This is a genomic window from Bradyrhizobium sp. USDA 4504, assembly GCF_054063995.1.
Genome location: NZ_JBSSGV010000001.1, coordinates 1,352,485 through 1,374,742, shown reverse-complemented (window position 1 = coordinate 1,374,742; position 22,258 = coordinate 1,352,485). Strand labels below are relative to the sequence as shown.

The window sequence follows — 22,258 nt, the reverse complement described above, 5'->3', positions numbered from 1 at the left end:
TCAACTGGAAGGGAATTTTCTTATTGAGCGTGATCTCCGCGCAAACGCGTTGCGCGTTTGTCGCGAGGGAAAACCGCTTCCCACTTTTCCGGATCATGCGCTTAGGTGCCTGATGCGGCGCGGTCGATGAAGAGGCTTCCCTTCGTCACGATCTGCTCGCCCGGCTTGAGGTTGCCGGCCACCTCGACGAGGTCGCCATTGATGAGGCCGGGCTTGATCTGACGCAGCTCGATGGTCTTGTCGTCGGCCCTCGCGACCCAGAGCCGAACCTGGTCGCCCTCGTAGATCAGCGCCTGCTTCGGCACGCCGACTGCCGGGTGATCGCCCTTCGAATACAGCGTCACATTGGCGAACATCTCGGGCTTCAGCCGCTTGTCGGCGTTGTCGATGGTGGCGCGAACCAGGAGCCGGCGCGAGGTCGCGTCGATCGCCGCGGCGACATAGTTGACCCGGGCGTTCAGCGTCTTGCCCGGCAGCGCCATCACGCTGAAGGTGAGGTCCTGGCCGACCGCGACATTGTCTGCGTCGGATTCGCGGACGAAGGCGATCAGCCAGACCGTCGACAGATCGCCGATCACGTAGACCGGGTCGCTGGCACCGGTCGAGACATACTGGCCGGGACCGGCCTTGCGCTGGACCACGGTGCCGCCGATCGGCGCGAACACCGTCGTCTCCGGATTGAGGCGGCCCTTCTGCCGCAGCGTCGTGATGTCGTCGTCGCCGAAGCCGAGAATGTGCAGCTTGTTCTGCGCCGCTTCCAAAAGCGTCTGCGCCGAGCGCGCATCGTTCTGCGCTTGCACCAGCGCGGTCTGGGCCTGCTGATAATCCTTCAGCGGGATCGCCTTGCCCTCGGACAGATCCTTGGCGCGCTTCTCCTGGATCTGCGCCAGGTCGAGCGCCGACTGCGCCTTGTTGAGGCCGGTCATCGCCGCGATGTAATCGTTCTGCGCCTGCACGGTGTCGGCCGCCTCGATCACGAACAGCGGCTGGCCCTTCACAACGGCATCGCCCGGCCGCACCATGAGGCGGGTGACACGCCCGGTATAGGGCGAATAGACCGGGGTGGAGCGGTCCTCATCGATGCCGATCTTGCCCTCGGTCACCAGCTCGGAGCGGAAAGTGTGCTCGCTCACGGTCTGGAAGGTCAGGCTGGCCCACTCGGCCGCCGACGGCGCATAGCGCGCGCCGCCCTTGCGGGACTGGCTGGAGACTTCCGAAGATGTCTGCTTTTCCGAGCCGAAACGCGTGTAGCCATAGGCACCCGCGCAGGCAACCGCCAGCAGCGCCGCGGCCACGACCAGGCGCGGACGGCTAAAGCTCTGCATTCTCTTGGTAAACTCTTTCACCATGCGGTCCGCGGGGTCGATCGTTGCAGCATCCGGCGGGACGGCCCCAGCGGTGCGCTAATAGTGCTGAATTGGCGTATCAAACAACCTAAAAATCGCCATTCGGCGACGCCTGTCGTTAAAGTTTGCATAGCCTGAACGGCAGCTGAATGTCTCATCCGGGAAACTCCGGGGCAGGAAACTCCGGAGGGTGGCTGCCGAGCGGCATGGCCGGACGGGACCAATGGGCCGGTGTGCTGGACAGCACTGCGGCATGCCGGACCGAGCTCAGCGTACCAAAGCCGGACGGCAGCCGTTCGATGAAGCGCTGCACCGCATCCGCCTTCAGGTCCCCGGTCGCAAGGCCTCCTTCGAGGCGGCCAAGATTCCACAGCCAGCGCCCGGTCTGCGCCAGCGATACCCGGACGTGCCAGCTGCCGCCTTCGCGGGCCTGGCGGGCCTTCGCCATCATGGCACCGAACGCCATGAAATATCCGGTGGCGTGGTCGAGCATCTGGGCCGGCAATTCCTTCGGCCCGTCCGTGCCGGCCGCCTGCCCTTCGGCATGATTGAAGCCGGTCGTGGTCTGCACCAGCGAGTCGAAGCCGCGGCGCCCGGCCCATGGTCCGGCATGGCCATAGGCCGACAGCGTCACATAGACGATCCCGGGATTGATCCGCGCCGCTTCCTCCGGCGAGAAGCCGAGCCGCGCGATCGCCTGCGGCCGATAGCCCTGCGAGAGAATATCGGCCTGCGCCACCAGACCCTGCATCACGCCCCGCCCCTCTTCGCTCCGCAGCTCGAGGAAGCTCGTGAGCTTGCCGCGGCCGGTGTCGATGGTGAGCCAGGGGATCGCCGGCAGATCGGGACCGGAAATCAGCAGCACCTCGGCACCATGCGCCGCGAGCGTGCGGCCAGCGACGGGACCGGCGATCACGCGCGACAGATCGAGCACACGGATGCCGGCCAGCGGCCGGCTGCCGGCGGGCCACGGCTTCGGCGCGGCTTCGCCGATCTTCTCGATCGAGATCAACGGCAGTTTTGCCAGTTCTTTGGCATGCGGCGTCGCCGACCATTCGTCGTGCGAGCGCATCAAGGCGACGACGCCGCCGGCGGCGTAGGCCGCGGTCTCGAACGCCTCGCCGTCCCATTGCAGCAGCGCGGCCTGGACCTCGTCGCGCTCAGCGTTGCAGCCGAGCACCCTGCAGACGGCGTCGCGATGATGCGGGAAATTGGTGTGCAGGCGGACAAAGCGGTTGTCTTTGACACGATAGACGCCGGCGATCTTGTCCCAGGCCGGCGGCGGCGGCTTGTCGTCGACGCGCAAATAGCGCTCGCTGCGGCATTCGACGACGGCATGGCGGATGTCGACCGCGACGTCCTGCTGCTCGCCGCTGCGGGCCTTCCAGATCTCGGCCGCGGCGAGGCCGGCTGCTGCGATCGGCGCCTGCGCTGCGGCTGCGACCCGAAACGACGACGGCAGCTGCGGCTCGCTGCCGGTCAATGTGACCGCATCGAGCGCGGCCGGCGCGCCGCCGGCGCCGGTCCAGACATCGGAAAGGATTTCACGAATGTCCTGCATGCGCATACCCGTTTGCGATTATCCTATGCCCGAGCATGATGACAAAAAGGCGGTGCCCGATCCCAACAATCATTTCCGGCCCTGCTTATATCCAGCTCTGCCCGACCCACACAGGAGTTGCAATGGCTGCCATCGATCCTCTCACCGCCGGCGCTGTCTTCCTCGCGACCGCAGCGACCGACGCGGTCTATGTCATGTTCACCTCGGCGGTCGTGGCGCGCAAGCGCGTGCCGGCGGCGACCTGGAGCAGCGTCTGGTATGTGCTCTCCTCCTATGCGGTGATCAGCTACACCGAAAACTGGCTCTACGTCGCCTTCGCCGCCCTCGGCTCGTGGGTCGGCGCCTACGCATCGATCACCTTCCTGCACCGCCCGCCGGGCGGACCGCCGGTCGGCGCCGCGGTGGAGTAGCATGCAGCGGCTGAGGAAGTCATCCGCCATCGATGCGACGGTGAGACCCGCCCGACAGGGACCAGCTGTAAGCTACGTGTCAGCATTGGCGTGTAGGTTACACGTTCGCATTCGCGCGACATCAGTCGATGAACTGGTTGGATGGACAATGGCGCGTTCGCGCCGCATGAACTCGGAGAACCCATACGCCGCGGCGAATGTTGTAGGCGGGACTCGCCGTTGCAAGAGTGCATAGCAATTTGCTTCGGTGGTTAAGTCCCAGGCGTCGTCCCGGCGAAGGCCGGGACCCATACGCCGCAGCGGATGTTGTGGATGGCACTCGTCGTTCCAGCAGAGCGTAACCATTTGCAACGGTGGTTGTGGGTCCCGGCCTTCGCCGGGACGACGATGAGTGTGTGGCGCGGTATGTGAGTCATGCTTCCGCGTTCTCACGACATGTTTTGTCCGAGCTTTGCATCTCGTTCCGCCCTCTCTTTTGAACAGAGGGCGCAGGGAAAGCCGGGTGCCGATCGCACCCATGGGCCCCGAGCAATGGGTAGAAAGCTCGGGGTAGGACCACAGGTGTCCTCAGGGTGACGGTGAGAGAGCCGTCGCACGCGGTTCAATGAAAATCGCGGGACGGCGGCAGGATGCGGACGTTGCGTGGGTGGCGGATCTTTTGCGGCGAGTTGTCGCCGTGATCGCGGCGGTCGTCGTTGAGCGGCTCGATCAGCGCGGGGCCCGCCGGCACCGGATGCTTGCGGCTCAAGGATTCGTTGGCGAGGCCGATCAGATCGTGGGAGCGATCGGTCATGCGCTGCGCCACCAGATGCGTCACGCCCTCCGGGCTGCTCTGGATATAGCCCTCGACCAGGATCAGGCGCGCGCCCATCACCTCCTTGCGGTACTGCTCCATCACCTTCGGCCACACCACGATGTTGGCGATGCCGGTCTCGTCCTCCAGTGTCATGAACACGACGCCCTTGGCGCTGCCCGGCCGCTGCCGCACCAGCACGACGCCGGCACAGCGGACGCGGCGGCGGTCGTTGCTCCGGTTGATGGTGTGACAGGCGACGACGCGCTCCTTTGTAAAGGTGTCGCGCAAAAACTCCATCGGATGGCCCTTCAGTGACAGGCGGATGGTCTGATAGTCGGCGACCACCTGCTCCGGACGCGGCATCTCCGGCAGCGGCTTGGCGCCCTCATCCGGCTGCTCGCGTGCGGTGGCGGCCTCGAACAACGGCAGCGGCACGTCGTCGGGCAGCCGGCGCACCGCCCACAGCGCCTCGCGGCGGTCGAGCCCGAGCGAGCGGAACGCATCGGCGTCGGCGAGCAGGATCAGCGCGCGCTTGGGCAGGCCGGTGTCGCGCGCGAAGTCTTCCAGCGAGGTGAACGGCCGGCGGTTGCGCGCGGCAACGATGCGGTCGGCCCAGTCTGTCTCAACACCGTCATTCCGGGGATCGCGAAGCGAGAACCCGGAATCTCGAGATTCCGGGTCTGGTGCTAGCGCACCATCCCGGAATGACAGTTGAAGCTGTTTCAGCCTCTCCTCGTCCTCATCCACCCAGTGAAATCCGTCGATCTGGCGAAAGCCGAGCCGCACCGCGCAATGATCGCCGACCTTCTCCTCGAGCGTGTTCTGCGCAAAGCTGAAGGAGACATCGACTTCGCGCACCGTGATGCCGTTCTTGCGGGCGTCGCCGACGATCTGGGCCGGGGCATAGAAGCCCATCGGCTGCGAGTTGAGCAGGCCGCAGCAGAACGCATCCGGATGATGGTGCTTCAGCCATGAGGAGATGTAGACGAGTTGGGCAAAGCTCGCGGCATGGCTTTCCGGGAAGCCGTAACTGCCAAAGCCCTTGATCTGGTCGAAGCAGCTGCGGGCGAAATCCGGATCGTAGCCGCGCGCCACCATGTTGCCGACCAGCTTCTCCTCGTAGCTGCCGATGGTGCCGAGATTGCGGAAGGTCGCCATCGAGCGGCGCAGGCCATTGGCTTCCTCAGAGGTGAAATGGGCCGCCTCGATCGCGATCCGCATCGCCTGCTCCTGGAACAGCGGCACGCCGAGCGTCTTGTGCAGCACGTTGTAGAGTTCGTCCTTGTCGCCCTGGTCGGGCGCTGGCGATGGATAGCTGACCTTTTCCTGGCCGTTCCGCCGGCGCAGATAAGGATGCACCATGTCGCCCTGGATCGGCCCCGGGCGCACGATCGCGACCTCGATGACGAGATCGTAGAAGGTACGCGGCTTCAGCCGCGGCAGCATGTTCATTTGCGCCCGGCTCTCGACCTGGAACACGCCGAGCGATTCACCGCGGCACAGCATGTCGTAAACTTTCTTGTCGTCCTGCGGGACCGAAGCTAGCTCCCAGTGCTCGCCCTTGTGGTCGGCGATCAGGTCAAAACATTTGCGGATGCAGGTCAGCATGCCCAGCGCCAGCACGTCGACCTTCATCATGCTAAGGGCGTCGACGTCGTCCTTGTCCCATTCGATGAAAGTGCGGTCGTCCATCGCGGCGTTGCCGATCGGCACATAGGTGTCGAGCCGGTCCTGGGTCAGTACATAGCCGCCGACATGCTGCGAGAGATGACGCGGAAACTCGATCAGCTCGGTGGCGAGCTCGACCGCGAGGTTGATCATCGCATTTTTGGGATCGAGCCCGGCCTGTCGCACCTGCATGTCGTTGAGGCCCTTGCCCCAGCTGCCCCACACGGTGTCGGCGAGCGCCGCGGTGACGTCCTCGGTCAGCCCGAGCGCCTTGCCGACGTCACGGATCGCGCTGCGCGGGCGATAATGGATCACGGTGGCGATGATCGCGGCGCGGTGGCGGCCGTAGCGGCGGTAGACATATTGCATCACCTCCTCGCGCCGCGAATGCTCGAAATCGACGTCGATGTCGGGCGGCTCCAGCCGCTCCTTGGAGATGAAGCGCTCGAACAACAGATCGACCTTGGTCGGATCGACCGAGGTGACGCCAAGCACGAAGCAGACCGCGGAATTGGCTGCCGAGCCGCGTCCCTGGCACAGGATGTTCTGGCTGCGCGCATAGTGCACGATGTCGTGCACGGTGAGGAAGTAATGCGCGTATTTCAGCTCGGCGATCAGCGCGAGCTCCTTGTTCAGGGTGGTGCGAAGCCTTTCGTCGATCTCGCCGCCGAAATATTTGTCGACACCGGCCCAGGTCAAATCTTCCAGATGCTGCTGCGCGGTCTTGCCCGGCGGCACCGGCTCGTCGGGATACTGATATTTGAGCTGGTCGAGCGAGAAAGAGATGCGTGCAGCAAAGCGCATGGTTTCCGCGATCGCGTCCGGCAGATCGCGAAACAGCCTGATCATTTCATGCGCCGGCTTGAGATGCCGCTCGGCATTGGCCTCGAGCCTGCGGCCGACCGCCTCGATCGTGGTCTTTTCGCGGATGCAGGTCAGCACGTCCTGCAGCGGGCGGCGCGCCGGATGGTGATAGAGCACCTCGTTGGTGGCGATGAGCGGCACACCGGCGTCGGTGGCGAGGCCATGCAGCCGCGCGAGGCGGCGCCTGTCGTCGCCGCGATAGAGCAGGCTTGCGGCGAGCCAGACGCCGTCGGCGGCGCTTGCCTTCAGCTTTGCAAGCAGATCGAGCGTGCCTGCCTCCTCAAAGCGATGCGGCAGCGCCAGCACCAGGAGCTGCCCCTCGACGAAGTCGAGGAGGTCGGCGAGCTTCAGATGGCACTCGCCTTTCTCGATCCGCACGATGTCGTCGCCGCGCTTGCCGCGGGTCAGGAGCTGGCACAGCCGGCCATAGGCGGCGCGATCGCGCGGATAGACCAGGATGTCGGGCGTAGAGTCGATGAAGACGATGCGGGCGCCGATCAAAAGCTTTGGCGGATGGGCAACCTTCTCGCTGTCGAGCTCCTTCCAGGCGCGCACCACGCCGGCCAGCGTGTTGTGATCGGCGAGCCCGATCACGGGAAATCCCGAGTTCGCTCGCCTGATGCACATAGGCGCGCGGATCGGAACCGCCGCGCAGGAAGGAGAAATTGCTGGTGATGCCGATCTCGGCATAATCAGGTGGAGGTGCGCTCATGCGAACAGCCCATGCACATACCAGTTGGCCGGAACGGGCTTGCCCTCCTCGTCGCGCAGCTCGCTCTCGTAGAGACCGTCGCGAAAGATCCAGAAGCGCTGGCCTTCGGCATCCTCGACGCGGAAATAATCGCGCGTCAGCGACGCGCCGTCCTGCTTCCACCATTCCATCGCGATGCGCTCGGGGCCCTCGACCCGCACCACCTCGTGCTGCGCGCGCCGCCAGGTGAATTGATGCGGCGGACCGTCGGGCACGGTCGCGAACGGCACCTTGATCGGTTCGGGCTGCTCGAATAGCCGCAAGGGACGCAGCGGTGGTTCGCTCGCAACGTGCTCCGGCCAGGCGGCGGCGCTGGCCGCGGCCAGATGATGCTGCGCCGGCAGCGCGAGCGCCGATCGTTCGGGGATGTGGCTCTCCAGCGGCAGATGCACGACGACGCGTTTTCCGCCGATGCGGGCGGCGATGCGGTCGATCAGCGCCGAGAGCTCGTCATTGTCGTGTATGGTGGCGTCGAGATCGCGCTGCTGCTGTACCACGATCTCGGTACGCCCTGCGGCGAGGCGAATGAGATCGAAGCCGAAGCCGGGATCGAGCGGATCATTCAGCGCATCGAGCCGCTCGCGGAACAGGCGATCGATCATCTCGGGCCGCGTCACCGGACGCCCGGTCTCGACCATGATCGCGCGCACCGCACCGTCAGTGCGGAAGAAGCTCGCTTCCAGCTGCCGCGCACCTTTGCCCTGCTTGTCCATCGCCGCAACCAGCATCTTGGCGAGGCTTGAGAGCGTCAGCGCGATCACGGTGTCGGTCGCGATCGGCTCGGGGAAACGCTTCTCGACGATGTAATCGGGCAGCGGCTTGCGCGGGCTGATCGGGGCATCGCCCTGCCCGAGCGCGTGGCTGAGCAAGGTGGTGAAGGCCGCACCGAACCGCGCCGAGATTTCATGCGGCGCGCGCGAGGCGACATCGCCGATGGTCTTCAAGCCGGCGCGGCGCAGGCCGGTGGTGACAGCGGCATCGGCACCGAGCGCCGACACCGGCAGCGGGCCGACCGCCGCCGCTTCCTCGCTATCGGGGACAATCTTGCCCGAGGCGGTGCGCGTCAGCGTACGCGCCGCGATCGAGGTGCCGGCAATCGCCGCGCTGACGGCAAAGCCTCGCCGGCTCAGCGCCCCCGTCACGGTCTGCAGCAGCGCGCGCTCGCCGCCGAACAGATGCGCGCAGCCGGTGATGTCGAGAAACAGACCGTAAGGCAGATCGAGCGCGACCAGCGGCGTGAAGCGATCGCACCAGTCGGCGATGTCGTTCAGCGTCTTCAGATCGGCGGCGGGATCGGCATCATAGACCGTGAGCTCCGGACAGATCGCCCGCGCATTGGCGAGCGGCAGCCCGATCGACAGCCCGGCGCGCACCGCGGCCTCGTCGACAGCATGCAGCAGGATCGCGTTGTGGTCTTTTGTGACGACGACGCTGGGGAGTTCTGCTTTCTTCGCCTCTCCCGCTTGCGGGAGAGGGAGCCCTGCCACCTCCCGTGCATCAACTTGCGAGGCGATGTCCTGCGCGAGCTTGCGCTTGATGCGGTCGATGGGCAGGCGTGGCAGCCACAGGCTGAGGATACGCCGACGGTTCACTGAATTGGCACTCATCACATTTCCATTCCATGATCCATCGCCCGACAGGGCCATGACGATTGCGCACGAGTTCGGCCTCGAAGCGCGGCGCGCCCCACACGCTCGCGGCATTGCCCGGCGGCGAATGCGCCGCGCGCACGATCCAGCGCGTCTCCGCGGTCGAGGGGATCGGGGTTGCCGCGATCCGCAGCACCAGCGCGGTGACGCCGGAGGCCTGCGCGGCCAGGGTCAATTTGCGGCTGGCGACGAGATCGAGCTGGCGCGCCTGGCCCCAGACCTCGAGCACGACCGCGCCGAGCGCATCGCAGGCGAGCGCGTCGGCCGCGGCGCGCAGGCCGCTATCGACATCGGCAGCGCGCACCGTGACCAAGAGGCGCGGATCGAGGCCGAGCCCGGCAAGCCCGCGCATCGATAGCGCGCCGTTTTCGCGATCGGAAAAATCCTGCCGCACCCAGACCAGCGGCTTGCGTGCCGACAGCCGTCCGGCGAGCCCCGCAATGAAGCCGGTCGCCGCGCCGCCTTGATGGCCGGCCGCGAACACCTCGTGCAATGCCGCCGGCGCAAGCCCGCCGCGCAGCATCGCATCCGCGCCGGCATGGCCGAGCGCGACGCGGTTCGGCATCGCCGCATCCGATGACGCCTCGATACGCGCGATGCTGCCGCGCAGAGACGCAAGCGTACCTATGCGTGCGGCGGCGCATGATCCGCCAAAGTGTGAGCGGTTTGGCGACAAGATCATGCGCCTTTCTTAAAAAAGAGGAGCGCGATCGGACGCAAAACCGGCGACCACTTTTGCTGATCGCGCTCCGGCATATGCGCCGCTCCTTCCAACCAAAATTTGAGGCCGTCACTGGTCTGAACAGAGAACCAGGGACTGGCTCATTTGTTCATGATATGTTCTAATATAAAGCTAACAGGGCCCACGGAGTCAATCGGATTGGTGAGATCATCGATTCATGAGTGGAATCAATGGGATTCAGCAGCCGCCGAACCGGACAGGCCCTGATCTTCCGCAAGTCAGGCACGCAGGCCCCGAAAATGACGGCGTGACGGAAACGGAGCAATCGCATGCGCATCATCGTGCTCGACAACGACACCGATTTCGAGGGCTGGCGCAAGGCCGCGCGGCGATTGGCGCTGAACGATGTGAAGCCCGCGGAGATCACATGGACCGTACGCAGCGACGACGAATTGTCGTCGGCATCCTGCGTGAATGAATTGCCGGATACGCCGCAGGCGCGGTTCAATGTGTCGGCCAAATTCGTCGAGCTCGCAAAGGCCGCGATCCTGCATCGCAGTGACGAACGCTTTGCCCTGCTCTATCGCCTGCTGTGGCGGCTGCGCAGCCGTCACGATCTGCTCAGTGCGACCGATGATCCCGATATCGCCGAGGTCCACGCGATGGCGCGCGCGGTCTATGTCGATATCGACAGGATGCATGCGCATCTGCGCTTCCGCGAGATCGGCCGCGAGCGGACGGCTCATTACGTCGCATGGTTCGAGCCGGAGCATCACATCGTCGAGCTTGCCGCGCCGTTCTTCGCCGGCCGCTTCGCCGACATGCCGTGGTCGATCCTGACCCCCGACGTCTGCGCACATTGGGACGGGCACGCGATCTCGATCACGCCGGGCGTCGCCAAATCCGAAGTGCCGACCGAGGACCGGCTCGAGGAGGCCTGGCGGCGTCACGACAACGGCCGCTTCAATCCCGCACGGCTGAAAGTGATGGAGATGCCGCAAGCCTATTGGAGGAACCTGCCCGAGGACTCGATCATTAAGCCTCTGATCGAAGACGCAATGCGCATGACCAGCGGCCCCTTCATCGCACGCAAGGCGGCCGAGCCGCAGAAGCGGCAGGATACGCCGATGCCCCGCAAGCAAGTTCAAGGCAAGCAAGTTCAAGGCAGGCAAGCTCACGACACCATCGCGGCCTTGCGCGAGGAGGCCGCCGATTGCCGCGCCTGCCCGCTGTGGAAAGACGCAACCCAGACCGTGTTCGGCGAGGGACCGCAAAGCGCAACGCTGATGCTGGTCGGCGAGCAGCCCGGCGACAAGGAAGATCTCGCAGGCCACCCCTTCGTCGGACCGGCCGGCCAGATGCTCGATCGAGCGCTGCAGGAAGCCGGCATCGATCGCCGCAAGGTCTATGTCACCAATGCAGTGAAGCACTTCAAATTCGTGCCGCGCGGCAAGATCCGGCTGCACCAGAAGCCGAGCACACCGGAGATCCGCGCCTGCCGCCAGTGGTATGAGCGCGAGCTCGCCACCATCAAGCCGGACCTCGTGATGGCGCTCGGCGCCACCGCGGCGCAGAGCGTGCTCGGCAAGATCACGCCGATCAACAAGAACCGCGGCCATCTGATCGACCACGACGGAACCAAGGTGCTCGTCACTGTGCACCCGTCCTATCTGTTGCGGCTGCCGGATGAAAAAGCCAAGGCGCTGGAATATCAGCGCTTTATCGACGACCTGAAAATCGCCGCACATCAGTTGCGCAGATCAGTCGATGCAGCTTGAGTTCCGTAAAACCAGCGGAACCTGAGGAACCACATCGCAACGAGAAATTGTTCTAAGCCGCGGACAAATACCTACAACCTTTAATTGATCCGTGGTAGGGTAGCATGTTCCGCAGGTATCGGGCGTCATGTTCACGCCATGACGTACCCTGAGGCGGGCGCGCTGCGCGGTTTGCTAGCCCCGATCGTGCGGCGCGCCACCTCATCTCTCAATCCCCCTCCCTCATTTCGCAACCTTCCACTCGCAGGCGCCCGCCGAATTCTCCGGCTGCCCGGCCGGCCGGATGCCGGTGTGATGTCCTCCGCACATTGTCTCGTCCCGCGAAACGCAGGCCAGAGGTTTCCGTCGCGATCGGCAATCCCTTTTTGCTGAAGATTGCCACGAGGCCGCGAAGGCACGTGCGCGCTCAATGCGTTGCACAAAACTTCGGCTCGATGTCCACCGCCACGGGAGACCGCGCGTCTCGCGGGCCGGATTTCAATTGCTTGTCATATGCATCGATCAAAATCGGGAGCATTGGGACAGGAGTTTACCATGAGCGATATGGCGTTACCCGGCTCGATCGAGCCCGCCCTGAAAAAGGGTCCGGACCTCGACAAGGGCTTTCATCCTCTCACCGGGGTTATCTATTTGGGCGTGGTTGCGGCCGCGCTGCTGTTCGTTGCCTACAGCATCTATGCCGATGTCGACGCCACCGGCACGCGCATCACCTCGTTCCTGCCGTATATCCTGCTGTTCGTCGCGCTGCTGATCGCGCTCGGCTTCGAATTCGTCAACGGCTTCCATGACACCGCGAACGCGGTCGCCACCGTGATCTACACCCGCTCGCTGCCGGCGCATGTCGCCGTGGTGTGGTCGGGCATGTTCAACCTGATCGGCGTGCTGCTCTCCAGCGGCGCCGTCGCGTTCGGCATCGTCTCGCTGCTTCCGGTCGAACTGATCCTGCAGGTCGGCAGCAGTGCCGGCTTTGCCATGGTGTTCGCGCTCTTGATCGCCGCCATCATCTGGAATCTCGGCACCTGGTGGCTCGGCCTGCCGGCCTCGAGCTCGCACACCCTGATCGGTTCGATCATGGGCGTCGGCATCACCAACGCGCTGCTGCGCGGCCGTGACGGCACCTCGGGCGTCGACTGGTCGCAGGCGACCAACATCGCGAAGGCGCTGCTGCTGTCGCCGCTGTTCGGCTTCGCGCTCGCCGCCGGCCTGCTCTACCTCCTCAAGATCGCGCTGCAGCGCGCGACGCCGGCGCTGTTCGGCGAACCGGTCGGCGACCAGCCGCCGCCGTGGTGGATCCGCGGCATCCTGATCCTGACCTGCACACTGGTCAGCTTCTTCCACGGCTCCAATGACGGTCAGAAGGGCATGGGCCTGATCATGCTGATCCTGATCGGCACCGTGCCGACCGCCTATGCGCTGAACCGCGCAATGCCCTCGAGCCAGATCGAGCTGTTCACGGCGCACTCGACCGCGGCCAGCAAGGTCATCGAAGGCAAGGCCGCCGGTTACAACGTGATCGGCAACCCGCGCCCGGCTGTGACCAACTATGTCGCGCAGCACCAGATCAACGAAGGCACCTTTCCGTCGCTTGCGGTGCTGGTGCGCGACATCGGCCAGCAGGTTGCCCAGTATGGATCGCTGGCCAAGTTCCCGGCTGACGCGGTCGGCAACACCCGTAACGACATGTACCTGGCGTCCGAGGCGATCCGTTTCCTGATGAAGGACAAGGAAGCCGAGCTGACCGCTGCCGACATCGCCACGCTGAACCAGTACAAGGGCTCGCTCGATGCCGCGACGAAGTTCATCCCGAGCTGGGTGAAGTTCGCCGTCGCCATCGCGCTCGGCCTCGGCACCATGGTCGGCTGGAAGCGTATCGTCGTCACCGTCGGCGAGAAGATCGGCAAGACCCACCTGACCTACGCGCAGGGCGCCTGCGCCGAGATCACGGCGGCCGCGACGATCGCGGCGGCCGACGGCTACGGCCTGCCGGTCTCGACCACGCACGTGCTGTCGTCAGGCATCGCCGGCACCATGGCCGCCAACGGCTCCGGCCTGCAATGGGCCACGATCCGCAACATCGCGATGGCCTGGGTGCTGACGCTGCCGGCCGCGATGATCATCTCGGGCGTTCTGTACTACGTGTTCTACCACCTGTTCTGACGCCCCACGCTTTCGGCGCAGCAACGCGCCGGACAAAGGCCCGCACTCCGGTGCGGGCCTTTTGCTTTGGACCTGCAGCCCGGCTCCTTGCTCAGGCGGCGCAGGCCTTCGCAACCTCGGCCAGCAGGCCGCGCGCCCATTTGTGCAAGCCGGATTTGGCCGTCCTGGCGCCCCAGTGCATGTCGATCGAGATCGGCACGCGGAACGGCAGCGCAGCGACATGGAGGCCGCCGCGCATCGCCCGCGCCAGATGATGCGGGATAGTCGCGACGAGCCTGGTGCCTGTGATGATGCGCTCCAGACTGTCGTGGTTGGGCAGGCTGACCACTGGCTCGATCTCGATCTTCCTCGCCCTCAGCGCCGCGAGATAGAGCGGCTGCCACTCACCGCTGTGGGTGATGAAGACATGCTCGGCCCTGGCATAGGCCGACAGCGCGATCCGGCCGCGCGCCAGCGGATTGGCCCGATCCATCACGCAGACGTAGTGGTCGGTGAGGATATGGCGCCGGAAGAAGCCTTCGCCGGCGATGCCGACCGGACCAAGCACGATGTCGCACTGGTTCTGCTTGAGATGGACATCGCCGTGGCCCGCGGCATCGAGCAGGACGAGACGGACTTGCGGCGCGCCGGCGCGCAGCCGCGTGCTGAACTGCGGGATCAGGGTCTGGCGTTCGTGATAGTTGCAGGAGATCGTCACGCTGCCCTGCGTCGTCGCCGGATCGAATTCCGCCGGTGAGGCAAGCCCGTCGATCTCGCCGATCATCTCCCGCGCCCAGGTAACCAGCGTCGCGCAGCGCTTGGTCGCCGTCACGCCATTGCCGCTGCGAACGAACAGCGGGTCATGCAGCGCGCCGCGCAGCCGCTCGATCGCATAGCTGATGGTGGACTGGTTGACGTCGAGCCGTTTGGCCGCGGCGGAGAACGACTGCAGGTCATAGACCAGCACAAGGGTCCGCAGAGTCCCGATGTCGATCGGATCGATCGAGGAATTGGCCGCCACCCTTGCACCTCCCGCATTGCTGGCGGCCCAGCCTAGCACAAGGTCATGGAATATTTCGATGGTCCGGATCAATCCCATCGAATTGAGCGATCGTGCACCCGGAGCTAGCCTTGGCGAAAAAGCGCTTCCGGGAGGACCAATGACCAGCGCCGTGCCTGTCGTCACCGATATCGCGTATCAGGATCTGCTCGACGACCCCTATCCGATCTTCCGCCGGCTGCGCGAGATCGCGCCGGCGGTCTTCGTCGCGCCCGCGAAGCTGACGCTGGTGACGCGCTTCGACGACATCATGCGGATCGAGCGCGATCCCGCGACCTACTCGGCCGATAATCCGGCCTCGCTGGTCAACAAGGTGATGGGGCCGACCTTCATGCGCAAGGACGGCGCCGAGCATGCGATCGGCCGCAAGGCGATCGAGCCCTCGTTCCGTCCGGCCACAATCAAGGAGCATTGGGCGCCGCAATTCACCGCGATCGCAGAAAAACTGATCGATGATCTGTTGGCGACCGAAGAGGCCGATCTGTTCTCCGCCCTTGCCGCGCCGATGGCCTCGCTCAGCCTGATGGCAATGATCGGGTTTCGCAAGATGCCGTGGCAAACCCTCGCCGAGTGGTCGCAGGCGCTGATCGACGGCGCGGGCAATTACGCCGCCGACGCCGAGATCGAGCGCAAGGCGATGCAGGCGAGCGCCGAGGTCGATGCCGCGATCGACGCGGTGCTCGACGATCACCGCCGCCAGCCGAATCCTTCGGTCCTGTCCTCGATGATCAATGCCGATCCGCCGATGCCGATCGAGGGCATCCGCGCCAACATCAAGGTGATCATCGGCGGCGGCCTGAACGAGCCGCGCGACGCGATCCTGACGCTCGTGCTCGGCCTCCTGGAAAACCCGCCGCAGAAGAACAGCGTGCTGGCAAAGCCGGATCTGTGGCCGGCCGCGCTCGAGGAAGCGGTGCGCTGGATCTCGCCGATCGGCATGTATCCGCGCCGCGTCACCCGCGATGTCGATCTTTCCGGCATCACGCTGCCGCAAGACCTTCAGATCGGCCTTTGCGTCGGCGCCGCGAACCGCGACGGCAGCCGCTTCGCCGAGCCGGATCGTTTCGACGTGACGCGGCCCAAGCAATCGCATCTGGCGTTCGGCGCCGGACCGCATTTCTGCGCCGGCACCTGGGTGTCGCGGCTGACCGTCGGCAAGATCGTGGCGCCGATGCTGTTCGCGCGCCTGCGCAATCTGCGCCTCCGCGCGGAGGCTCCGCCGGTCGTGCGCGGCTGGGTGTTCCGCGGTCCGGTGACGCTGCCGGTGCGCTGGGACGCTTGAGCCTCACGCCGCCAATGCGTTCTCGACGATCTTCACGAAATACGACGTGCCGAAGACGATCGCCTCGTCGTTGAAATTGTAGGCGGGGTGATGCAGGCCGGCGCTGTCGCCGTTGCCGCAGAAGATGAAGGCGCCGGGCCGCGCTTCCAGCATGTAGGAAAAATCCTCGGCGCCCATCAGCGGCGGCATCTCGTGCACGTTGGACGCGCCCGCGACCTCGCGCGCGATGCGGCTCGCGAATTCGGTCTGCGCCTCATGGTTGACGGTGACCGGGTAGCCGCGCTCATAGGTCAGATCGATCTTCGCGCCGGTCATCTTCGCAACGCCGTCGACCACCTCGCGCACGCGCTTCTCGATGAGGTCGCGCACCTCGCGGGTCAGCGTGCGCACGGTGCCGCGCAACTCCGCGGTCTGCGGGATCACGTTGCGGGCGTTGCCGGCGTGGAATTCGCACATCGAGATCACGGCGGAGTCGAGCGGATCGACGGTGCGCGCGACGATCTGCTGCAAGGCGGTGACGAGCTGCGCGCCGACCAGCACGGAATCGATGCATTTGTGCGGACGCGCGGCGTGACCGCCGAGCCCTTCGATCTTGATGTCGATCGCATCGGTCGCGGCCATGATCGGGCCGGTGCGGATCGCGAACGAGCCGATCGGAATCCCCGGACCGTTGTGCATGCCGTAGACCTGCTCGATGCCGAAGCGGTCCATCAGGCCGTCCTTGATCATCGCGGCGGCACCCGCTCCGCCCTCCTCGGCCGGCTGGAAGATCACGACCGCCTCGCCGGCGAAATTGCGCGTCTCGGCGAGATAGCGCGCCGCCCCCAGCAGCATCGCGGTGTGGCCGTCATGGCCGCAGGCGTGCATCTTGCCCGGCGTCTTCGAGGCGTAGGGCAAATTGGTCTGTTCGTGAATCGGCAGCGCATCCATGTCGGCGCGCAGGCCGATCACCTTGACGTCGCCCTTCGCCGGCCCCTTCTTGCCCTTGATGACCCCGACCACGCCGGTCTTGCCGAGCCCGGTCGCGACCTCGTCGCAACCGAACTCGCGCAACCGGTCGGCGACGAATGATGCAGTGCGGTGCACATCGTAGAGCAGCTCGGGGTTTTCATGGATGTCGCGGCGCCAGGCCTGGATATCGGGTTGCAGATCGGCGACGCGGTTCACGATGGGCATGAGAATTCTGGCCTCAGAGGTTGGACGTAAGTCATCTCTAGCATGCAAGAGCCGGTCCACCCAAACAGATGTGGCATGCTCGCGGCTGGAGCCTGCATTCGCAATCGGGATGCGGGCCGTCCCTCGCTGGACTTTGCGCAGACCTCAGGTCTGATATCATCGCATCCGACCAAAGCCTAATAGTGCGGCACATATCCCGCACGGATACTACCCCAGGTTTCCCGCACCGAAATCCTCTCGCCTTCCAACACGGAGCGGCTGCATGACGCCGGATCAAGCGGTCCTGTTTTCCACCATCATCCTGCTGGTGCCGATGGGATACTTCCTGCTGGCGGCGCCGGCGTTCCTGCTTGTGAAGCTCGACGTCCCGCCGGTCACACGGCTGCTGCGTGGCATGTTCAATGCCTACTTCCTGGTGCTCACTGTTTCGGGCGTGATCGGCACGCTCGCCTTTGCCACGGCCGGCCGGTTCGCCGTTGCGCTTGGCATCGCCTTGATCGCGGCGTTCGCGGTGCTGGCGCGCCGATGGTTCTTGCGGCGGCTCGATGCTGAGGCGGACGCGCGAGACTCGGGTGATCCCACCGCGGTGCGGCGGCTGCGCCAGCTGCATTGGGGCGGCATGCTGTGCAACGCGGTGCAGGTGTTCGCTCTGGTCGGCAGCATTCCCTACATGGCGCCGCTGCCCTGATCGCGGTTTGCTCGCTCGTCCGGATGCGGTTCCTGGCTGTCCGCTATGCGTCACGTTTCCGATGCGGATCGTACTTCGAAAGGACGTCCTTGAGATAATCCCGGCTTTTCCATTCCGGGGCGGGCGGCTCGTACCCGGGCCGAGGCACGTAAAGATTCGCCGGTACGTCCGCTGAGGCGCCCATCAGGTCCGGAACGTAGCGCGGGCAATTTGGAAAGATCTCGCATTTGACGCGCACGACGACCTTCGCGCCATGATGCCCGGCAAGCACTTCGGCGCTGTCGTGGATCGTTGCCTTGCCTCGGATGCGCGTGCGAAACGTCTTGCCGTCGAGCCGTACAAACAGCAACCCGACGTTCGGGTTGCGGTGAATATTGCCGAGCGTGCGGTACATGTTGTTGCCGTCGTATTCAGGGAATTCAAGCGTATCGGGCCCTGTGATCCTCACGAAGCCGGGATCGCCGGAACGCATCGAGCAATCGACGTTGTCCTGGTAGCTGGTCGCGATGAAAAAGAAGCGCGTCTCCTCGATGAGCTTGCGGTCCTGTTCCCAGAATTCGAAGTGGAGGCGATGCTTCTCGAGGCCGTCGGCGACACGCCGACCGTCGAAGCGGTCCTGCAACTCACGCATTCCGTCGTGATAGAAAGGGGCGCGGACTGGGTCGGCCACGGCAATCCTCCGGCAAGTTGAGCAATCGATCTGCACTTTGACGTGGCCGCGATTTTCCTTGGCAGTTCACCCGGCCAGCAAGGCGAAAGACTATTCATTCGGCATGGGCGTGGAAAGCCATCCAGGTCCGGAGCGGGTGAAAAGGCGTCGATAACGGCCGTCCCCTACCCTGATGTCAGCATCTGGCTGCGGATCTCCTGCGCGGTGCGGCGCAGCGGCAGCAGGAACTTCTTGCGCGCGCCGGCTTCGCTCACCGTCCCCGAGATCGTGTTGACGCTGAGCGCGGCGACCACCGCGCCCGCGGGATCGCGCAACGGCACCGCGATGCCGCAGATCGCCGGATCGAGCTCGCCATCGACCCAGGCATAGCCGTCGCTCTCGACGCGCGCGAGCAACTCGCCGAGACGCTCCGGATCGGTGACCGTGCGCGGCGTGACCTGCCTGAAGCCCCCGGTCGCGAGATAAGCCTCGCGGGTGCCGGGCGGCAGCGCCGCGAGCATGACGCGGCCGAGCGAGACCAGATGCGCGGGCAGCCGGCTGCCGACGCCAAGATTGGCGGAAAGAATCCGCCGCGCCGGCAGGCGCAGCGCATAGACGATCTCATCCTCGTCGAGTACCGCCATCGCGCAGGATTCGCCGATCTCGTTGCGCAGGTTTTCCAGCGCACGCTGCGCATGACCCCAGTATGGCAAGGCGTTGAGATAGGACAGGCCGAGCCCGAGCGCGCGCGGCCGCAGGCTGAAATAGCGTCCGTCGGAGGCGCAATATTTCAGCGCGATCAGGGTCGCGAGGATACGCCGCGCGGTGGCGCGGTTGAGGCCGGCAGTATCGGCGGCCTCCGCCAGCGTGTGCCGCCCCGGCGGCTTGCCGAGTGCCTCGATGATCGAGAAGCCGCGCGCAATCGCGCGCACGAAGCCGTCACTCTCTTTGCTCATGGCGGGCGCCCAGCTGGTTCCGTCATCGCGCTCATGACATCGCAGCCCGCATGGCGGCCTGCACATGACGCGGCCCTGCGCGCTTGTCAGGGGCTCCCGACCGCGCTAGCGTGAATTCATATAGCGAATGAATTGTTCGCCTGGCGAACTCAATAGCAGGAGGATGCACGATGGCGCAAGCAGAAAGTTCTGCGGCCACCCCGTTCGAAACCGATTTCTGGAAGGACGCGAAGCTGCGCAAGGTGTGGGACGACATCGTCCCCGGCGAGCCGCGCAAGACGCTGCCCTACAAGCTCACGCAGGAAGCGATCGCGCTGTACTGCCGCGCAGTCGGCGAGACCAATCCGCTCTATCTTGACGAAGCAGCCGCCAAGGCCGGGCCCTATGCCGGGCTGATCGCGCCGCCCGCGATCCATATCCTGCTGATGTTCGCCTGCACGCCGGCCGACGACTGGATGCGCTCGCCGGGCACCGTCAATGCCGGGCAGTCGTGGAGCTACAACATCCCGGCACGCCCCGGCGACACCATCACCCTGCAGGCGCGCGCGCTCGACAAGTTCATCAAGCGTGAGCGGTTGTTCGTGGTGCACGACAATGTCTTCTTCAACCAGCATGGCGACGTGATCTGCTCGGGTCGCGGCCAGACCATCCGTCCGATGTAAGGAGGATCACCATGACCACGGCGAATTTCGAATCTCTCAAGGCCGGCGACACCATCGACGGCCCGGCATTTGCGGTTTCGCGCGAATCGATCCGCCTGTTCTGCGACGCGTCGCTCGACTACAACCCGCTGCATCTCGACGACAACTACATGAAGGGCGATTTCGGCAAGACCAATTTCGGCGGCATCATCATGCACGGCATGAACAATTTCGGCCTGATCTCGCGCATGCTGACCGACTGGGCAACGCCTGCCGGCGCGATCCATCGCAGGCTCGAGACGCGCTGGCTGAAGCCGGTGAAGCCCGGCGACACCATCCGTCCGGCCGGCACCATCAAAGCCAAGCAAACGACCGCGAAGTCGCGCTGGGTGCTGGTCGACGTCGCCGTACAGAACCAACGCGGCGAGACGGTCGCAGCCGGCGAAGCGATGCTGGAGTTTCCGCCGAACGCGAAGGCAGGCTAGCCGCGCGCACTCGATCGGAGCAACGGGCTCTTTCGCCCCGCCTGCGGGGACAGGTCGGAAATGCATCGCTAGATGCATTCCGGGTGAGGGCGAGCCTCCGCGAGGGTTGCTGTCACCGTCTATGGGGAGACGGTCCCTCACCCCAACCCTCTCCCCCTAAGAACGGGGCGAGGGAGCCTACCGCCGTCGCGGCACCAACAAACAATCAAATAATCACTTGAGGAGACTTTCATGCAGGATGCGGCCCATTCGCGGCTCTATGGACGGATCGCCTGGCGCCTGATCCCGTTCCTGCTGGCTTGCTACACGGTTGCGATCATCGACCGCTTCAACATCGGCTTTGCCAAGCTGCAATTCCTGCACGACCTGCAGATCGACGACGCCGTGTTCGGGCTTGCTGCCGGCATCTTCTCGGTCGGCTATGTCGCGCTCGAAGTGCCGAGCAATCTCCTGCTGGTCAAGGTCGGTGTCCGCAAGACACTGCTGCGGATCATGGTACTGTGGGGCGCAGTCACCGTGCTACTCGCGCTGGTGCAGAACCAGTATCACCTCTATCTGCTACGCTTCCTGCTCGGCGCCGCCGAGGGCGGCTTCTTCCCCGGCATCCTGTATTATCTGACGCTGTGGTTCCCGGATCGCGTGCGCGGCCGCATGACGAGCCTGTTCGTGATGGCGGTCCCGCTCGGCGGCGTCATCGCGGGTCCCTTGTCGGGCCTGATCATGGATCACATGCAGGGCGTCCATGGCCTGCATGGCTGGCAGTGGCTGTTCATCCTCGAAGGCGGCCCGGCCGTGCTGCTCGGCATCGCCGCCTATTTCTACCTCGCCGACGGACCGCAGGTCGCGAGCTGGCTGAGCGCCGACGAGCGGCGGCAGGTCGCAAGCGATCTCGCCCGCGACCGCGCCGCCGTTCCCGGCACCACGCGGAGCTTCGCGGCGGCGCTGCGCGAGCCGCGCGTCTATCTGCTCTCCTTCATCTACTTCGCGTTCTTCTGCTCGCTCAACACCATCCTGCTGTGGACTCCGACGCTGCTGAAACGCGTCGGCGTGGCGACCACCACCGAGATCGGCTGGCTGAGCGGCGCGATCTCGGTTGCGTCCGCGATCGGCATGGTGCTGATCGGCTACAGCTCCGACCGCACACGGGAACGGCGCTGGCACGTGGTCTGCTGCGGCCTCGTCGCAGCGGCCTGCTTCATCGCCTTGCAGGCCGCGCAAGACAGCGTGCTCCTGACCGTCACGCTGCTTGCCGTCGCCTCGATCGGCATCTTCGCGATCCTGTCGCTGTTCTGGACGATTCCGAACGCGATGCTGGAGGGCAGCGCCGCGGCCGGCGGCATCGCGCTGATCTCGGCGATCGGCTCGTTCGGCGGCGCGGTCTGCCCTGCCCTGATCGGCTGGATGACTGCCGCAACCGGGAGCATCTACGCACCGCTCGCCCTCGTCGGCGCCGTGCTCGGCATCGGCATGCTGACGCTGATCGTCTGTGTTCCCCGCGCGAGCCATGAGGTCACACTGGCCGAACCGAGCCGCCCCTGATCATCCAGCGCACGCCCGGCATCCACTGCCGGGCTTGTGTCGGCCCGCTGCGTCTGGATAGAACTCGGTCCTGACTCTGTCAGAACCGAGTTCTATTTTCTTGTGTTGACGCGTTTTCTTCACGCGAACCGGGCTCCACTT

At 65.1% G+C, this 22,258-nt stretch carries 16 protein-coding genes and 1 pseudogene; 8 read left to right on the top strand and 9 right to left on the bottom strand.

What is annotated here, in order from left to right; all coding sequences use genetic code 11:
* Window positions 1-101 precede the first annotated feature (101 nt).
* Window positions 102-1,349 (bottom strand): efflux RND transporter periplasmic adaptor subunit, encoded by a 1,248-nt coding sequence (locus ACVMB1_RS05900; protein ID WP_057015665.1) that lies wholly within the window; start codon window positions 1,347-1,349, stop codon window positions 102-104.
* Between the two features lie 151 nt (window positions 1,350-1,500).
* The gene (locus tag ACVMB1_RS05895) at window positions 1,501-2,907 is read right to left on the bottom strand and encodes a CoA transferase (protein ID WP_141339528.1); all 1,407 of its coding nucleotides are present in this window, start codon (window positions 2,905-2,907) and stop codon (window positions 1,501-1,503) included.
* Between the two features lie 122 nt (window positions 2,908-3,029).
* On the opposite strand from ACVMB1_RS05895, the gene ACVMB1_RS05890 reads away from it, so the two are divergent.
* Window positions 3,030-3,317, top strand: coding sequence for a hypothetical protein (locus ACVMB1_RS05890; RefSeq protein WP_018270628.1), 288 nt, complete (start codon window positions 3,030-3,032; stop codon window positions 3,315-3,317).
* A 601-nt stretch (window positions 3,318-3,918) separates the two neighbouring features.
* Here ACVMB1_RS05890 and ACVMB1_RS05885 read toward each other — a convergent pair.
* The 3 genes and pseudogenes from ACVMB1_RS05885 to ACVMB1_RS05875 form a co-directional block, all read right to left on the bottom strand.
* Window positions 3,919-7,357: pseudogene (locus tag ACVMB1_RS05885) on the bottom strand (error-prone DNA polymerase).
* Window positions 7,354-9,003 (bottom strand): Y-family DNA polymerase, encoded by a 1,650-nt coding sequence (locus ACVMB1_RS05880; RefSeq protein ID WP_200844631.1) that lies wholly within the window; start codon window positions 9,001-9,003, stop codon window positions 7,354-7,356. Before ACVMB1_RS05880 ends, ACVMB1_RS05885 begins: the two are co-directional and overlap by 4 nt.
* Window positions 8,894-9,727: an ImuA family protein gene (locus tag ACVMB1_RS05875; protein WP_375167000.1), complete on the bottom strand. Its 834-nt coding sequence runs from the start codon at window positions 9,725-9,727 to the stop codon at window positions 8,894-8,896. The genes ACVMB1_RS05880 and ACVMB1_RS05875 overlap by 110 nt, the downstream gene beginning before the upstream one ends.
* A 329-nt stretch (window positions 9,728-10,056) precedes the next feature.
* Here ACVMB1_RS05875 and ACVMB1_RS05870 point away from each other — a divergent pair, with 329 nt between their 5' ends.
* Window positions 10,057-11,505 (top strand): UdgX family uracil-DNA binding protein, encoded by a 1,449-nt coding sequence (locus ACVMB1_RS05870; RefSeq protein WP_076833091.1) that lies wholly within the window; start codon window positions 10,057-10,059, stop codon window positions 11,503-11,505.
* A gap of 534 nt (window positions 11,506-12,039) precedes the next feature.
* Window positions 12,040-13,662 carry an inorganic phosphate transporter gene (locus ACVMB1_RS05865; protein ID WP_057015669.1) on the top strand — a complete coding sequence of 541 codons (1,623 nt, stop codon included), beginning with the start codon at window positions 12,040-12,042 and terminating at the stop codon, window positions 13,660-13,662.
* Window positions 13,663-13,753: 91 nt separating this feature from the next.
* Here ACVMB1_RS05865 and ACVMB1_RS05860 read toward each other — a convergent pair whose 3' ends face one another.
* Window positions 13,754-14,662, bottom strand: a complete 909-nt coding sequence (locus ACVMB1_RS05860) for a LysR family transcriptional regulator (protein WP_057015750.1) — start codon at window positions 14,660-14,662, stop codon at window positions 13,754-13,756.
* 139 nt (window positions 14,663-14,801) lie between these two features.
* On the opposite strand from ACVMB1_RS05860, the gene ACVMB1_RS05855 reads away from it, so the two are divergent.
* Entirely contained in the window at window positions 14,802-15,983 is a 1,182-nt protein-coding gene (locus tag ACVMB1_RS05855; protein WP_057015670.1) for a cytochrome P450, read from the top strand.
* A 3-nt stretch (window positions 15,984-15,986) separates the two neighbouring features.
* Here the strand turns inward: ACVMB1_RS05855 and ACVMB1_RS05850 are convergent, their stop codons facing one another.
* Window positions 15,987-17,159 (bottom strand): M20 aminoacylase family protein, encoded by a 1,173-nt coding sequence (locus tag ACVMB1_RS05850; RefSeq protein ID WP_057015671.1) that lies wholly within the window; start codon window positions 17,157-17,159, stop codon window positions 15,987-15,989.
* 262 nt (window positions 17,160-17,421) lie between these two features.
* Here ACVMB1_RS05850 and ACVMB1_RS05845 point away from each other — a divergent pair, with 262 nt between their 5' ends.
* Window positions 17,422-17,847: a hypothetical protein gene (locus tag ACVMB1_RS05845; protein WP_057015672.1), complete on the top strand. Its 426-nt coding sequence runs from the start codon at window positions 17,422-17,424 to the stop codon at window positions 17,845-17,847.
* A 43-nt stretch (window positions 17,848-17,890) separates the two neighbouring features.
* Here the strand turns inward: ACVMB1_RS05845 and ACVMB1_RS05840 are convergent, their stop codons facing one another.
* Window positions 17,891-18,517, bottom strand: a complete 627-nt coding sequence (locus ACVMB1_RS05840; protein ID WP_141339524.1) for a pyridoxamine 5'-phosphate oxidase family protein — start codon at window positions 18,515-18,517, stop codon at window positions 17,891-17,893.
* 164 nt (window positions 18,518-18,681) lie between these two features.
* Window positions 18,682-19,452, bottom strand: coding sequence for an IclR family transcriptional regulator domain-containing protein (locus ACVMB1_RS05835; protein WP_076833082.1), 771 nt, complete (start codon window positions 19,450-19,452; stop codon window positions 18,682-18,684).
* A 170-nt stretch (window positions 19,453-19,622) separates the two neighbouring features.
* Between ACVMB1_RS05835 and ACVMB1_RS05830 the strand changes: the two genes are divergently transcribed.
* The 3 genes from ACVMB1_RS05830 (at window position 19,623) to ACVMB1_RS05820 (ending at window position 22,117) form a co-directional block, all read left to right on the top strand.
* A complete protein-coding gene (locus tag ACVMB1_RS05830) occupies window positions 19,623-20,114 on the top strand; it encodes a MaoC family dehydratase (RefSeq protein WP_057015674.1) in 492 nt (163 codons plus the stop codon).
* 11 nt (window positions 20,115-20,125) lie between these two features.
* Window positions 20,126-20,578 (top strand): MaoC family dehydratase, encoded by a 453-nt coding sequence (locus ACVMB1_RS05825; RefSeq protein ID WP_057015675.1) that lies wholly within the window; start codon window positions 20,126-20,128, stop codon window positions 20,576-20,578.
* Window positions 20,579-20,809: 231 nt separating this feature from the next.
* Entirely contained in the window at window positions 20,810-22,117 is a 1,308-nt protein-coding gene (locus ACVMB1_RS05820) for an MFS transporter (RefSeq protein ID WP_076833079.1), read from the top strand.
* Window positions 22,118-22,258: the final 141 nt, after the last annotated feature.

What these genes read in the sequence shown, in the direction of transcription:
- ACVMB1_RS05900 (WP_057015665.1), bottom strand. Translation starts at nt 1,349, where the DNA reads ATGGTGAAAGAGTTTACCAAGAGAATGCAGAGCTTTAGCCGTCCGCGC.
- ACVMB1_RS05895 (WP_141339528.1), bottom strand. Translation starts at nt 2,907, where the DNA reads ATGCAGGACATTCGTGAAATCCTTTCCGATGTCTGGACCGGCGCCGGC.
- ACVMB1_RS05890 (WP_018270628.1), top strand. Translation starts at nt 3,030, where the DNA reads ATGGCTGCCATCGATCCTCTCACCGCCGGCGCTGTCTTCCTCGCGACC.
- ACVMB1_RS05880 (WP_200844631.1), bottom strand. Translation starts at nt 9,003, where the DNA reads ATGAGTGCCAATTCAGTGAACCGTCGGCGTATCCTCAGCCTGTGGCTG.
- ACVMB1_RS05875 (WP_375167000.1), bottom strand. Translation starts at nt 9,727, where the DNA reads ATGATCTTGTCGCCAAACCGCTCACACTTTGGCGGATCATGCGCCGCC.
- ACVMB1_RS05870 (WP_076833091.1), top strand. Translation starts at nt 10,057, where the DNA reads ATGCGCATCATCGTGCTCGACAACGACACCGATTTCGAGGGCTGGCGC.
- ACVMB1_RS05865 (WP_057015669.1), top strand. Translation starts at nt 12,040, where the DNA reads ATGAGCGATATGGCGTTACCCGGCTCGATCGAGCCCGCCCTGAAAAAG.
- ACVMB1_RS05855 (WP_057015670.1), top strand. Translation starts at nt 14,802, where the DNA reads ATGACCAGCGCCGTGCCTGTCGTCACCGATATCGCGTATCAGGATCTG.
- ACVMB1_RS05850 (WP_057015671.1), bottom strand. Translation starts at nt 17,159, where the DNA reads ATGCCCATCGTGAACCGCGTCGCCGATCTGCAACCCGATATCCAGGCC.
- ACVMB1_RS05845 (WP_057015672.1), top strand. Translation starts at nt 17,422, where the DNA reads ATGACGCCGGATCAAGCGGTCCTGTTTTCCACCATCATCCTGCTGGTG.
- ACVMB1_RS05835 (WP_076833082.1), bottom strand. Translation starts at nt 19,452, where the DNA reads ATGAGCAAAGAGAGTGACGGCTTCGTGCGCGCGATTGCGCGCGGCTTC.
- ACVMB1_RS05830 (WP_057015674.1), top strand. Translation starts at nt 19,623, where the DNA reads ATGGCGCAAGCAGAAAGTTCTGCGGCCACCCCGTTCGAAACCGATTTC.
- ACVMB1_RS05825 (WP_057015675.1), top strand. Translation starts at nt 20,126, where the DNA reads ATGACCACGGCGAATTTCGAATCTCTCAAGGCCGGCGACACCATCGAC.
- ACVMB1_RS05820 (WP_076833079.1), top strand. Translation starts at nt 20,810, where the DNA reads ATGCAGGATGCGGCCCATTCGCGGCTCTATGGACGGATCGCCTGGCGC.